At 44.2% G+C, this 14488-nt stretch carries 12 protein-coding genes; 4 read left to right on the top strand and 8 right to left on the bottom strand.

Annotated features, from left to right (window positions below):
• Positions 1 to 93: 93 nt before the first annotated feature.
• A complete protein-coding gene (locus AB4503_RS07710; RefSeq protein ID WP_372114174.1) occupies positions 94 to 3117 on the top strand; it encodes an HD domain-containing phosphohydrolase in 3024 nt (1007 codons plus the stop codon).
• A gap of 42 nt (positions 3118 to 3159) precedes the next feature.
• On the opposite strand, the gene AB4503_RS07705 is transcribed toward AB4503_RS07710, so the two are convergent.
• Positions 3160 to 4185, bottom strand: coding sequence for a DMT family transporter (locus AB4503_RS07705; protein ID WP_136974876.1), 1026 nt, complete (start codon positions 4183 to 4185; stop codon positions 3160 to 3162).
• Between the two features lie 91 nt (positions 4186 to 4276).
• Here AB4503_RS07705 and AB4503_RS07700 point away from each other — a divergent pair, with 91 nt between their 5' ends.
• Together AB4503_RS07700 and AB4503_RS07695 are read left to right on the top strand one after the other, a co-directional pair.
• The gene (locus AB4503_RS07700; protein ID WP_372114173.1) at positions 4277 to 5224 is read left to right on the top strand and encodes a LysR substrate-binding domain-containing protein; all 948 of its coding nucleotides are present in this window, start codon (positions 4277 to 4279) and stop codon (positions 5222 to 5224) included.
• 36 nt (positions 5225 to 5260) lie between these two features.
• Positions 5261 to 5581 (top strand): heavy metal-binding domain-containing protein, encoded by a 321-nt coding sequence (locus AB4503_RS07695; protein WP_004730185.1) that lies wholly within the window; start codon positions 5261 to 5263, stop codon positions 5579 to 5581.
• 209 nt (positions 5582 to 5790) lie between these two features.
• Here the strand turns inward: AB4503_RS07695 and AB4503_RS07690 are convergent, their stop codons facing one another.
• Positions 5791 to 7056: a peptidoglycan DD-metalloendopeptidase family protein gene (locus AB4503_RS07690; protein WP_065584577.1), complete on the bottom strand. Its 1266-nt coding sequence runs from the start codon at positions 7054 to 7056 to the stop codon at positions 5791 to 5793.
• A 161-nt stretch (positions 7057 to 7217) separates the two neighbouring features.
• On the bottom strand, positions 7218 to 8057 hold the full coding sequence (locus tag AB4503_RS07685) for a tetratricopeptide repeat protein (RefSeq protein ID WP_017067625.1): 840 nt from the start codon (positions 8055 to 8057) through the stop codon (positions 7218 to 7220).
• A 276-nt stretch (positions 8058 to 8333) separates the two neighbouring features.
• Between AB4503_RS07685 and AB4503_RS07680 the strand changes: the two genes are divergently transcribed.
• On the top strand, positions 8334 to 8849 hold the full coding sequence (locus AB4503_RS07680; protein ID WP_082151303.1) for a cytochrome b: 516 nt from the start codon (positions 8334 to 8336) through the stop codon (positions 8847 to 8849).
• 80 nt (positions 8850 to 8929) lie between these two features.
• On the opposite strand, the gene AB4503_RS07675 is transcribed toward AB4503_RS07680, so the two are convergent.
• From AB4503_RS07675 to AB4503_RS07655, 5 genes are all read right to left on the bottom strand, one after another.
• Positions 8930 to 9364, bottom strand: a complete 435-nt coding sequence (locus AB4503_RS07675) for a hypothetical protein (protein WP_372114172.1) — start codon at positions 9362 to 9364, stop codon at positions 8930 to 8932.
• A gap of 116 nt (positions 9365 to 9480) precedes the next feature.
• Entirely contained in the window at positions 9481 to 9747 is a 267-nt protein-coding gene (locus tag AB4503_RS07670) for a hypothetical protein (protein ID WP_017059525.1), read from the bottom strand.
• 235 nt (positions 9748 to 9982) lie between these two features.
• Positions 9983 to 11767 (bottom strand): ABC transporter ATP-binding protein, encoded by a 1785-nt coding sequence (locus AB4503_RS07665; RefSeq protein WP_372114170.1) that lies wholly within the window; start codon positions 11765 to 11767, stop codon positions 9983 to 9985.
• Positions 11761 to 13524, bottom strand: a complete 1764-nt coding sequence (locus AB4503_RS07660) for an ABC transporter ATP-binding protein (RefSeq protein WP_372114168.1) — start codon at positions 13522 to 13524, stop codon at positions 11761 to 11763. The genes AB4503_RS07665 and AB4503_RS07660 overlap by 7 nt, the downstream gene beginning before the upstream one ends.
• A 228-nt stretch (positions 13525 to 13752) precedes the next feature.
• Positions 13753 to 14271 (bottom strand): NUDIX hydrolase, encoded by a 519-nt coding sequence (locus AB4503_RS07655; RefSeq protein WP_017059522.1) that lies wholly within the window; start codon positions 14269 to 14271, stop codon positions 13753 to 13755.
• Between the last annotated feature and the right edge of the window lie 217 nt (positions 14272 to 14488).

Genomic DNA, 14488 nt, shown 5'->3' with positions numbered 1-14488 from the left:
AGTCGAACCGCACACACTCGGTAATTGCGCCAATTTTTTGCAACCTACCCAAGTTCGTCAATACTTAAACTAGCCTACAAACTGGAGTGTTAGATGAGAAGAAGACGATATCCGCTGAGTATCCACATCACTAGCCTTTTCCTAATTTTGACAACACTTGTCGGTGCGGTATTGATTTCGATAAGTTATCGGCACTCCCAAGAGCTGCTGCTAGGCACAGTGCGCGAGATCAGTAATGAGCACCGCGACAAACTGGAATCAGTATTTAAACAAGCCATTGCCCCTGTTATCACAACCTTAAATGTGATGGCGGTGAGCCCGTTTGTTGCTCATCAAGCTTCCGCTGTCGAAAAAGACTCTTGGCTTGCTTCGGTCGATATCATCTTCAAGCAAAACACCAATTTGGTCGCTCTATTTTATGGTTCTGAAGATGGTGACTTCAGAATCTTTCGTCCATTAAGCACCAATAAACAGAGAGCCGAAAACAGCGCGCCCGCTAAAGCGACCATGATGGTCAGCAGCACCAATCTAGACGGTGAAAACTTTATTACCTATCTTGATGGCGCACATCAAGTGATCAGTACTCGACAAGCAGAGAGTAAGTTCAACCCCACAACTCGTCCTTGGTTTCGTAACGCAAAGCCTGATGGCTCAATACAACTCTCTGAGCCCTATCTATTCTATTTCCTGCAAACCAATGGCATTACACTCTCTAGGCGTTCTGCCGATGGCAAGCATGTGGTTGGTGCCGACTTTACGTTGAGTTCCCTCTCTTCTCAGATCAGTGAATTAGCTTATTCTCCGCAAACCCGACTCGCCTTGTTCGATCAACATTTTAATCTTCTCGGTCAGCATCAACTTGAGCTATCAGTACCCAAGCCTGACTCCCAATCTGATGACACAAGTAAAACTGAGCAAACGAACAACCAAACGACGGGGAATCTCTCTGGCAGTGAGCAAGACCAAAGCTTCTTTAATGTGCCCAAACGTGAACAGATGGAAGCATTGAAAGCGTCCGTTATTGCGCCGCTTATCTCTGATGAAGAGAAGTTTAACCTCAATCTAAAAAACGTTGAGTACAACTTAAACACTTGGGCACTAACGCTAACGCCGGTTCAACTGACTCAAAATGTCACCTTACACTTGGCAGAAGCGACGCCACACAATGAGCTGCTCGCTGATCTTATCTCGATGCGAGACAAGCAAGTTGCGGTCGCGATTGGGATGTTGTTCATCTGCTTCGCTATCGTATGGTTTGTTGCTAATCGACTGTCTCAGCCGCTCAATACGCTGATGCAACTCACCGACAACATCGCTCGGTTCGACTTCAGGCGTACTCATTATCCCAAAAGCATGATTCAAGAAGTGGCTAACCTCGCCCACTCGATTGAGCTAATGGAACACACGCTTCATGATCTGATTACCCTACTTCGAGACACCGCCGGGAATCAGGAGTTTTCGATCTTAGCCAAGAACATTGCTCATCAAAGCTATTTAATTACCAAAGCAGAAACTATTGTCCTTTTCACTCAATCCAAAGAGAAAGACGTGTTTGATACGGCAGCCAACCTTGCCATTCTTCCTTTTAAGGCCGACATCAATGACTTCATCAAACACACGCCTTGGTTGCTGTGTCAGCTTAAATCTGGTGAGACGATCCATTTGAACAGAGAAGACAATGTTCTCAACTATTACCAAGATTCGATCTTCAATTCAGACCTGTACCTATTTCCACTATTAAACCGAGAGAAACTGTTGGTAGGGATTGTGGCAATTGGCTATGAGAGACCAATTACCAAGATGCAGGCAGACAAGCACGCCTTTTTAAGAGAGTTGCTCAGCTTTGCGGAAATAGCGAAAGACAACATCGACCAAATGCAGCAACAAAAAGACATGCTTAATGCCTTTATTGAGCTGATTGCATCGGCGATTGATACCAAGTCACCTTATACGGGCGGGCATTGCCAACGAGTGCCTGAGCTCACCAAATGGCTAACTCAAGCAACCATAGATGATGACCGCTATTACCCGCAATTCTCATTGGACAGTAAACAGTGGGAAGAGTTGATGCTCGCCGCTTGGCTTCATGACTGCGGCAAGGTGACCACGCCTGAATATGTGGTAGATAAGGCAACAAAACTGGAAACCATTTACGACCGAATCCACGAAGTGCGAATGCGTTTTGAGTTGTTGAAACAGCAAGCGGAAACCGATTACTGGAAAGCGATGGCGAACGGTGCACTACAAGAAGAACAACTCAAAATACTCGAACAAAGCCTGTCTGAACTGGATGAGGAGTTTGCCTTCGTTGCTGAGTGTAATCTTGGCGGCGAATCTATGACGGAAGAGCAGCTAGAACGCTTAGATCAAATAGCCAAACGCCAATGGAAACGTACACTGGATGATCAATTGGGTTTGTCTTGGTCTGAAAAAGAGAGATTTAACACCCAAAAAGAGTCGGTTGAGAAAGAGAGAACTGAGCCAACAAGTCAGGAAAAGGGTTTGCCTGTCATGGAGCCTCTGCTTGCAGACAAACCGGAGCATAAAATACCTTGGGACAATGGCTTTAACCCTGCCGATGTATGGCAAGAAGCGTTTGTACTTAAGCCCGGAGAAGTTAAATACAACCAAGGTGAACTGCACAATTTGAAAGTACGCCGTGGTACGCTAAACGATGAAGAACGTTTCATGATCAACGATCATATTATCCAAACCTTCACCATGCTCAACAAGTTGCCTTACCCGCCTTACCTTCAAAACATTCCGGATATCGCCAGCGGACACCACGAACGTATCGACGGTAAGGGATACCCAAGAGGCTTAAACGAAGACCAGTTACCTCTGCCGTCCAGAGCAATGGCAATTGCTGATGTCTTTGAAGCGCTCACCTCTAGTGATCGCCCTTATAAGAAAGGTAAACTCTTAAGCGAATCACTCAACATCATGACCGACATGGCCACCAGCGGTCATATCGATCCCAAGTTGTATTTACTGTTTTTGGAAAACAAAATCTACGATAAATACGCTGAGCGATTCCTAGAAATGAACCAACGCTGCGAGATTGACCCGCACGAACACATCGACCGAGTAAAAGAATACATACGCTCATTGTTCTAAGTTTTAAATTAACCATTCAGAGGATAAGCCATAATTCAATGGTTAGCTTTTAGCTGCCGAGTCCAATACCGCAACGTCCACTACAGTCGCTACAGCCACTGTGGTGTGCGGTTTTTGTTTGGCTTTCGCCTTGCTGTGTCTTTTTGCCAGCAATGTATTGGTGATGCTCGCCACGACAATCAGGTTAATGCCAATCATCTGCTGTGTAGAAAACACATCATCAAAGAACAAGCCCTGCCAAAGCGCGCTAAACAGCATGTTAGTAAAAATCAGAGGTGCCAACTGGGAGCCACTGTCTGCAAGCTTATACGCCTTGGAACGGAAGATTTGGGTATTGATGGTAAACAGTGCAAGACCAAGTGATCCGAGAACAATCCAGCGTAAATCGTCAAAAGACAGTAACGCCGACACGAAGCCTTTTTCAGCACTTTCAAGCACATCGGGCACCGCAGAAAGTGAAGTAAACACCACCATTGGTATCACAATAATTGCCGCGACTAAAAAGGTCCACGCGTTAAGCTCTGCCGGAGTCAGGCTGGTTTTAGACGCTCGGTACAAACTCACTTGCGAGCCAGAATTAAATACCCCCGCGAGAAGCCCAAGCAGAAGCGCAGGTCTAAAGAACTCCGAACCCAACTCAAACTGCGACCAATCCCCCGCCATCATCACTACGCCAACAAAGGTGACAGCTAAACACACTATCGTCGTTGTATGAATCTTGGTTCTAAATATTAACTTTTCTAACAATGGAATAAACAGAGGCCCCGTACTGAACAACACAACCCCTTCAACAAGCGTTAAGGTTTGCAGTGAAGTAAGGAAACACCACTGACACGCCACCATAAAGATCGCCCGCATCACCAAAGGTTTCCACATTTCTCGTGTCGGCTTGCTGATTTTGTAAAAGGTCAGGAAAAGAAATAAAAACAGACTGGGTAACAAAAAACGCACAAAACTGAGTAACGAAGTGGGCATCACTTCAGACAGATACTTGGCCATTAAGCCGCTTAAAGACAAACTGAACGTCGACAACAACATGAAAGTCGTCGCCTTGGTAATATCAGACATAATTATCACCTCCTATGACACCTATTTTAGAAGCGTGACGTGATGAAAAATAGCGAGTAATATTAACCATAACTGTAAGGAAAACTTACCAATGAAGAAACTCGTCCCGCTTAAATCCGTTTATGCGTTCATCGCTGTAGCTGAAACAGGCAGCATGACCGACGCTGCTCGAGTGTTGTATGTCAGTCATTCTGCAGTAAGCCAAGCCATCAAATCATTGGAGCAACTGGTCAATAAGCCGCTGTTCCAACGTGTCGGCCGTCGTGTTGTTCTAAATTCCGCAGGTAAGCGATATTATCGTAAAGTCGCGCCAGCACTGGAACAGGTGATAGAAGCCACCGAAGAGCTTGCCAGAACGCCTAACGACCACCGCATTACCCTCAACATGGTCAATTCGCTCGCGATGCACTGGTGGATCCCACGAGTTCCCGACTTCCAAGCTTTCGCTCCCTCACTTGATATCCGTATTTCGACGCTAACTGGCCCTTTCGATATTGAACAGGAAGGGGTCGATGTTGCGCTCGTACATGGCAAGCCCAATGAGTGGGAGCAATATTACAGCGAGAAACTGGCCGACGATGATCTGGTCTTGGTGTGCAGCCCTACTCTATTAAAAAACCAGACCGGATTGAGCGTCGAGCAACTCGTCAAACAAAACCCGACCATTGGCGTTTTTAACCTCAGGCGGCAACACGACTGGCAAGTGTGGTGCGACAATTACCAAATTCCACTGCCCACATTCCATAGCAATCTGACGTTCGATGTCTCCATTCAAGCGGTGCAAGCTTCAATTCGTTCGTTAGGCGTACTAGTAACGCATCGCTTGTTTGTGAAAGATGATATCAGCCATGGGATGCTTGTCGAATTGGGTAAACCGGTTGCTAACCCGCACCAAGATTTTTACTTTGTTTGCCCAAAAAACAAATTAAAACAAGAAAGTGTGCTAAAACTGAGAACATGGTTAAGACATGAATTCACACGCTCAGAGACAGCACTGAACAATGACATTCAAGAGCAAGACCAAACTATCAATCAATAAGCGAGTGACAGCTCAGCAAGCTTACAAGAGGCCATTATGATTATTACCACCACACAATCAGTCGAAGGCAAGCGCATTGTCGATTACAAAGGGGTTATTGCCGGAGAAGCCATTCTAGGGGTGAACGTTTTCAAAGATATGTTTTCAGGAATTCGTGACTTTGTGGGTGGACGTTCTGGCACCTACGAGAAAGAATTAGAAAAAGCACGCAACTACGCATTCAAAGAGTTGGAGCAAAAAGCGATTGAAGCGGGTGCCAACGCGGTGGTAGGTGTCGATATAGATTATGAAGTATTAGGGACGGGTAATGGCATGTTGATGGTATCAGCGAGCGGCACGGCGGTTGTCGTCGCTTAATCGCCTAGTCGCTCAATCGCTTGGTCACTTAGTCACTTAGTCACTTAGTCACTTAGTCACTTAAGATCTCAACACATGAGCACTTGGGCACATAAGATGTTGAGCACTTAATCTATTAAGCTATTGAGCAATCAGGCAGCCTAATGAAAACTCGTTCCAACCCTTTGATGACTAGCCACCAAAGGGTTAGAACAGTTATAAGCTGATACTTAGCTTGATGTTACTCGTGCAACCTTTTGCCCGGAGAGCATGTCATCAAACGAGGCAACTCTCGCCAAGAATGCACCTTTATTTTCAGGTAAGATAGAACTTGCTAAAGGTAAGTTCGCTTTCATCGAATCCACCGCTCTTCCACGCACCAGCACTTCAAAATGCAAATGCGGCCCGGTTACGCGACCAGTCGTGCCAGACAACGCAATTTTCTGCCCACGCTTAACCTGTTGCCCCTTCTTAACCAAGAATCGGCTCAAGTGCAGATAGCGAGTTTTGTAAACGCTGTTATGCTCAATCACTATGTATTTCCCCGCATACGGGTGGTTACGAATAGCAATAACTCGACCATCACCGGTTGAATAAACTGGCGACCCTACGGGTGTTGCGAAGTCAGTACCATTATGCGGAGATATACGTCCGGTCACTGGGTGCTTACGGTATGGGTTAAATGGCGAAGTAATTCTTCGGAATTGTTTGTCTATTGGGTAGCGATTGAACGCTTGCTCAAGGCTGTTACCCTCTCTGTCGTAGAAGCGTCCATCTGAAGCAAGAAACGCGGCCACTTCCTTACCTCGTAACCTAATCGATATGCCCTGGATCTCTGTTTTTCCTGTTAGATGGTCGCCTGTGTATTGCTCATTGACCAACACATTAAACTCATCGCCCGCTCTTAACTGCTTTGAGAAGTTAATCTTGTCTCTTAACGTTCGAGTAATATTGGCGATCTGGGCGGTTGTTAATCCCGCTTTGTATGCTGACGTTGAAAAACTGCCATGAACGGTGCCCGTATAGAGCTTTTCTTTCCATTCGCCAGGCATTTCATGGAATTGGTAATTAAAGCTTCCATCATCATTTCGAGTAAAGGCTGCTTGCTCAACCAAACTCTCGTGATAAATCAGCTCCACAAGCTGTTTTGAGTCACTATCCAAAAGCAACTCTAGATGGTCACCAGGTTTTATTGTGTCGAGTTTCAAAGACTCCAGATCCGCTTCCATCACCTTTTGAACGGTTCCATATGGCAGTTGCCATGACGAAAAGATGTTGCTTAGCGTATCGCCAACTTTCACAAAATAATGGACCTTAACCAAAGAGTTGGGAGTCGCTTGCGAGTCGATGACTTCCTTATCATTAGGTTGAGAACCTTGGTAAGGTGTTATTTTGATAGAGATTTCTGGTGCTGGTTTGGAGTGAAAAGAGAGCAAAGCAGCAAGGGAAAATGCGCTGATCGCAGTAACGATCAGACCAATACGGAGGAACTTCATAAAATACTTAGCGGTTATAACGAGGAACTTAGAAAGTGTTATAACATAACAATTAAATCAAAAAAATAAATGAAATGTAAGAAACCATAGCGCGATAGGTGTGAAAGTATGGTGAGCATGCAAAGCCCACCACCTTAGTTAACACGGATCTTTACCTCATATTACTCTTCACGAAGTACTTCGAAGCGTTCTAAGCCTCGCAGCATCTCAAAGTCCGGCTCTTCAGTTAGCAGCTCTCTCATGGACCCACTGGCTTCAATAGCGCGCTCTAAGTCATCGATAGCTTGACCTTCAGCCCCTAATCGAGCATAGGCGCAAGCACGTTGATACAAGGCATGAGCATTTTGGTCATCGACTTCTAATACACGGTTACAAAGACTCATTGCCCAGTGGTATTCCTGTATATCCATAGCAGCGTCAGCTTTGGCAGTAAGTGCTTCTAAATCTCCAGGACGAACCTTCAGTATTTCATCGTAGATTTCAATTTTTTGCTCTGCCGTTTGTGCGTTCTGTGCTCTCAACCATAGGTTATGAATCTCATTGATAATTTCAATTTCGCGGTTGTTGTCGGAAATGATTCTGGTCTTGCGCTTAAGATCCCGTTCAAGAACATTAAACTTCTTCTCATAGTCTTGAGCGATAGAATTAAGTCGCTTATCAGCCATGTCTTGAGTTGTGTGTTTAAGCTCTTTGATGGATTGCCAACCCACCAGCGCGATAAGAGAGGCCACACCAGCAATAATGTAGAAGAAGTAGGTTACGGTTACATTGGCGTAATTCAGAGACTTGTCTGCCACAGTCAGTTCCCGGTCAGTCATCTGAATGGTCAAGCGTCTTTCAAGATCCTGCTGTTCCATTCGAAGCTGCTTCAACTCATCCAAGATATAGCGTTCCATCAGCGGTCTATCCAAATACTCTTGTTCCGAGTACTTAACATCTTCGCTTGCAAAACTCATCGTGCTGAACACCGAGATAACTGCAACCAATAAGATTCGAAGCATTATACATTCCTTATATGTTTATATTTAGACTAACTGTATCTCGTAATAGGCATACAAGCTAGGAAGTCGACAAGTTTGCTATGTCCATATTGGAATTAACACTCTAAAACATCATTGATAATTATAAAACACCTGAAGCAACATCATTAATTTCTAAATTATAAAAATACCGCGTAATACTGTTCTATATGATTAATTCGCGATGCGAATATACCGAAAAATGGTTTATTGCATCGAGATGAATCTTATATTAATAACGATCAGAACGAGGTTAATTTGAATAATCCACGATACGATTTAGTAAGCCGTGTACTGCACTGGGTAATGGCTTCTGTAATCATCTATGCAACGATCGCAGGGTATGTGATGCACTATGTCACCAGTCATCCAGAGCTGTTTTCTTTTCTGTCAGTGCTCAACATGTCATTGGCGACCGTTGCGACGCCACTGCTTGTGGTTCGTTATATCTGGAGCCACTTTCGCTCGTCGCCAAGCATGCCAACCTCTGTGCCTGAAGGGCAAAAATGCGTTGCCAAGCTTGCACACTCTTTGATGTATCTTGTGATGTTTATGGTTTTCAGCACCGGCTACTTAATGCTAAAAGAACCGTACTCTTTATTTTGGTTAGTGAGCGTAAATAATCTAATTACCGACTCTGCAATCAACGGCTTCTTTTTCTATTTACATCGTGCCAGTTGTATTGCCCTAGCCTGTTTAATTGTGCTGCATATCAGTGCCGCACTTAAACATCACTTTGTCTCTAGGAACTATGTATTGAAGATGATGCTCTAGATTCAAAGAATTCAAGACAATTTGCACAAACAACAAAAAAGCCATAGCATGTTCGCTATGGCTTTCTTATTTCAATTTGATTACTTGGTTTGAGTATCAATCATCACTTGCCAGTATTCACATTTAGCCAAGAACTCTTTTAAATAAAGCTCTGGGTTAGCAAGTTTCTCACCGCCTTTAACATCAGCACCAGTCACACGCCAAAAGCCACGAGTGACCAAGTTTCGATGATAAATAAAATCGTTGAGTTCATTAGCCTTCAAAGGAAGTTGTTCACCAAACGTATTTTCGTAGCGGCTCAGAGTCGAGGCTTGTTCACTTGGCTTCTCACTTAAAAAGGTATCCAAATCCAAACCTAATGACTGTTGCTGCTCTTTTGATAGGGCTTTAGCTAATTTAGAGATCACACTGAACAGAGCCAACTCAACTTTTTGAGACGCTAATAACGATGCACCTAAAAGTGCATGTTCGTTGGAAATATGTTGTTCTGTTGATGAAACGGTTGCTGTTGTCACTGTGTTAACCTCAAATAATCATAACGGGTGTTACTGAACTGGATAGAGTCTTTTCACTAAGCTGAATCTTATTCTTGTTATTAAGAAGAATCTTGCAGCTAAGCAGAGCCTTTCGACTAAGCAGAATCTTTTAGCAGAACACGGTCAGCATCAATAATGGTGAAGCCTGATGCATCTTCATTCTTTTCGACTTGCACTAAACCTTTAAAACCAATCTGCGACAGCTTCTTCGCAAGTTGATCTGGTGCTGTTTCAAAAACAACATTCATAAAAGGTAAAGACTCAGCATCAACAAAACCATGCTCGTTAAACAGTTCCATTGCTTGAGATAAATGGTCTGAGTCGGTTAATTCGATAATTTCTACAACTTCTTCCAACAACATTTTCGATTCCATATTCGCCAGAAAGTGACTGACACAAGCCGGTTCTTTTTGCTTGCATACATCCCGATGCCCTAAGACACCCCTTTAGTAGTAGGGAGATCATAACATATTAATAATCGTAAAATATGTTTTATTTTCCCTAAGCTACTGGGAATAATAGAAAAGAATAGAAATTGGTGAAACATAAGCAACACCAATTCATAGTATCGATAACGGTAAACCTGATTTGAGGTGATCAGGCAACCGTTACTTGAGAATCGCCCGTTTCTACAATCGATTCTTGTAACAAGCCAGCATAAATACCATTGTGTGCCACCAGCTGTTGATGATTACCTTGCTCAACAATTTCACCCTTTTCCAACACCAAAATCGTATCTGAGTGACGAACGGTACTCAAACGGTGTGCAATCGCAATCACGGTTTTTTCCTTGAAAAGGCGCTGCATTGCTTTTTGAATCAGGTCTTCAGTGATTGAATCTACCGAACTGGTCGCCTCATCAAGCATCATCAATTGACCACCCTGTGCAACCGCTCGAGCGAACGAGATAAGCTGCGTTTGCCCTACAGACAAGTTAGAGCCGTTCTTTTCCAAGTGGAAGTCATAACCTTGTGGCAATTGTTCAATAAACTTATCGGCATAAACATAGCGCGCCGCCTGTTCAACCTCAGTTCTAGATAGATGCGTTTTGCCCAGCGCGATATTGAATTGGATGGTCTCTTCAAATAAGTGCACGTCTTGCATCATCATTGAGAACAAATGAGCAGAGTCTTCACTTGAGATCTGTGACAGCTCTATTCCATTCAACAAAATGCTGCCTTCATAGTCTTGGTAGGCTTTAGAGATCAGACGCAGAATCGTCGACTTGCCCGAGCCCGTCGAACCCACAAGCGCGATTTGATGCCCTTTCTCCAATACAAACGAGACATTCTTTAGAACGTAGGGAGAGTCGTCTTTGTAGCGGAAGCTTACGTTCTTAAACTCTAGGCTCACAAACTGTTCAAGCTGCTTCTCAACCTTGTTAGATGACAACAGGTTGCGCCCTTCTTCTTCAGTCGGCTCAACAAACAGCTCTTCAATATGGTCAAACGCTGCAAATGAACTCTGAATCGAAGCGATCTGCGAAGTAAAGTCACGAATCGGAACAAACACTTTCTCTAAGGTGTTGATGAACGCAATCAGCACACCCAAGGTGAGCGCCCCTTTTAACACTTGCTCAGAGCCATACCAGATCATAATCGCGATAGTGATGGAGGTGATGCCAGAGATAAACGAGAACAAAATCGCATCGTATTTATTGATCTTCTTCTGCGCTCTTAAAAACTCATCGGTATAGCCTTGGTAGCGTTGCTCGACTTGCTCTTCCGCTCGGTACATCTGAACGGTTTTCATGCCAAATAAGACTTCTTGTAAAAAGCCAATACCGCGAGCGAGAGAAGAACGAGTCACCTTATAGAGAGCACGAAGTCGGTTTCGTACATAAACCGTCAAATACATCACTGGTGGCATAATGATCAATACAATCATCGTTAACTGCCAATCAATAAAGAACATCATCACTAACAGAGCAATGGTATTGATGCTGTCTTTAACTAGCCCGACAACCGACTGAACAAACGTCTCGCCGATGGTTTCCAAGTCACTGGTTAATCGTGAAAGCGTTACCCCAATCGGTGTGTTATCAAAATAGCTGCGCGGTAGTTTGAGCACGCGAGCAAACAATACTGAGCGCATGTCAGTTATCGTGTATTGCCCGGTTTTACGTAGGTTGTACGAATAGGTGGTATCCACCACATAGCTCGCCACCAGCACGGCAACGAGATAGAAGACGTACTCGAGCAGTCCATCCATATCCCCGTGACTCAGGTGAACATCGATCACTTGAATGATCAACCAAGGGAACAACAAGCTCGTGATGACAGAAAGAGGAAGCATAGCGATGCCCAGAATCGCAGAGCCTTTGTATTTCTTAGCAAACTTAAAAAAGTGCTTGAGGTACTTGAGATCAACACGTTTTAACATGCTGCTGCCTCCGTTTCATTCTGCTGTAGTTGCCATGTATCGTAATAGTAATCACAGGTTTTCAATAACGTGGCGTGGTCGCCCTTCGCGATCACTTTACCTTCGTTCAACACGATGACTTCATCCATATATTCAAGGGCATTAACGCGGTGTGAAACCACAAGAACCGATTGATTTTCCAAACGTTTAAACAAACCTTCCAAGATCTTACGTTCTGTTTCATAGTCGACAGCCGATAGAACGTTATCCATGATGATCAGGTCGGTGGGTTGCAATAAAGCACGCGCAATACTTAAGCGCTGCTTCTGACCACCTGACAACATGATCCCTTTCTCACCGACTAAGGTTTGATCGCCGTGTTCAAAACGTGTCACATCACTAGCCAACTGGCTGAGCTCTAGCACTTCATCAACCTGACTCTTTGCCAAATCGGTATCTAGGCTACCAAAGCGGATATTGTCTTCGACGGTTGCTGAAAACAGGTAAGGGTCTTGAGTCACGGTTTTCACGTAACGGCGTAAGTCACTGCGTGAGAAGCTAGTGACATCTCTTTCACCAAGGAAAACAGAACCTTGTGGTACATCCAAGTGGTGGTTTAAGCAGTTCACTAATGTCGTTTTACCCGCTCCGATCCCGCCTAACACACCCACTTTCTTACCTGCTGGAATATCAAAGCTGATGTCATCGAGAATCACGCGTTCTTCACCTGAATAGCTGAAGCTGAGGTTGCGAACAGAAAACGTTTTTCCCTTCAGTGATTCAACATCTAGTTCAGTCAGCTTATCTTCATCAAGCTCCGGGACTTTGGCATTAAGAATGGTTTGTGCACTTTGAATACCTACCATGCCACGCTGATAAATGGTCGCGATTCTGCCAAGTTGCATCAATGGCATAGCGAGCAAAACCGAGTAAGTCAGAAAGGCGGTAATCTCACCAAGTGTGAGTTCCTGTCTCATTAACATGTAGCCACCAAGCCCAAGAATGATGATTTTCATCAGGTCATTGGCGTAGTCGAGTACCGGCATAAAGAAGACTTGAATGCGTGTAATTTTAAGGCGGCATTCAAGCAATAACTGGTTCAGCTTTTCAGTTTCGGCTTTCACCCAAGGTGACATCTGCTGGCTCTTAATCAAGTCAATCCCAGACAGGTAACTCATTAGTTGAGCAGACAGGTTTTGTAGACGCTTCATGTGCTCTAAATGCAGCGTTTTCATACGCTTGAAGCCCACACGGAAAATCACAAAAGCGATTGAGATAGGAATGATCGAATACAGTGTGAGTTCTGGCGATATGCGCCACATGTAAAGAGGCGTCAACGACAACGCAAGCAAGGCATTGAAGAACTGCAAGAAGCCGACACCAAACAGCAGTCGAATGCCACTAAGGTCATTGTTGATAATCGAGATCAGTCGACCCGAAGCAAAGCGTTCGTGAAAGCTGCTCGGTAAGCGATTCAACTTTTGTAGAAGTGTACTTTTAAGTGCGGCCTCTGTAATTCGCCCCGGATTAAGCGCATAGATACGAGACAGAATTCTCACCACCACCATGGCAACCGACATCCCGACCACAATCCAAACATAGGTTTGAAGCTGTTGGTGGCCAGTTGAAGAGGAATCATCAATCAAATCTATCGCCAATTGGATATAACGAGGGATCTCTACTTGTAACCAGTTGACGAGAAAGATGAACACAATCGCCAATAAGTACGAGGTGCGATTCATGCGCAGATAATGGGCAATAAACTGTCTTTTATTCATAGTATTCTTTGTTTAGGGCAGGCTCACAGCGAGATTTAACGATATAACCGGGCAGTTAAGCTAGATAGGTTCATCGCTGAGGTAAAGATACATCAAAAACACTTAGTTGACAATATCAACCATATTCAATAATTAGTTTCCGCTATTAAATTTTAGCATTGCTAGAAACAATTTTGCCGCCAAAAGTGGCGGCAAATAAATAGCTTAGCAGGCTAGTATTGATAACGGCTAAAGCATCTCTTTGGCAATCAAATGCAGCAAAAAGGTTTCACGTTCAATACTCATGCCCTTCTTAGGGCTCTCTGCCATGGTCTTTTCGTTATGAGCGATCGCTTCATGGATATTCATCCACACCGGTTTCATCCCGTTTTTCACTTCATAATCTTCGTAAGCCGTTTCACCAAGCTCACGATCGATCTTGCATGAGTAGCAGTAAGAAATCATGTGCATCATGTCTGCATCATCTTTGTACCAAGGACGAAACTCTTCAAAAATGCCGAACGGCTTGATGCTATGGATATTCTTCGCGCCAGTCTCTTCTTCGAGTTCACGAACCATACCTGCGATCACATCTTCCCCTTCATCCAAACCACCACCAGGAATGGTGTAGTCGTGATAACGCTCTGTATACAGCATCAGAATGTCTTCACCATCTAACACAATGGCACGGGCAGCGTTGCGCTTATAGACCGTTTTATTGTCTAGATGGTCGATATCAGGATGGATGGTTGTTTTTAGGTGTCTCATGATTCTGACTGCTCTACTGAATTTGGCGGCATCATATCATAATCATCAATAGATTCGAGGTTCACAACTGCTAACCAGAACGGATCGGACGGGGATATTCCTACGGTAACTTGAATCCACTTAGCTTGATCTAACACTCAAAAAGTCGTTAAACATGAAGAAATATCAACCTATTTCAATATCTTGACCAAATTAGGACAACCTTTTCTGAAATCTA

The organism is Vibrio sp. 10N.222.55.B11 (genome assembly GCF_041473705.1).
Classification (GTDB): Bacteria; Pseudomonadota; Gammaproteobacteria; order Enterobacterales; family Vibrionaceae; genus Vibrio; species Vibrio crassostreae_C.
Note: the sequence above shows the minus strand (reverse complement) of the source record. Positions and strands in the feature narration are given on the sequence as shown.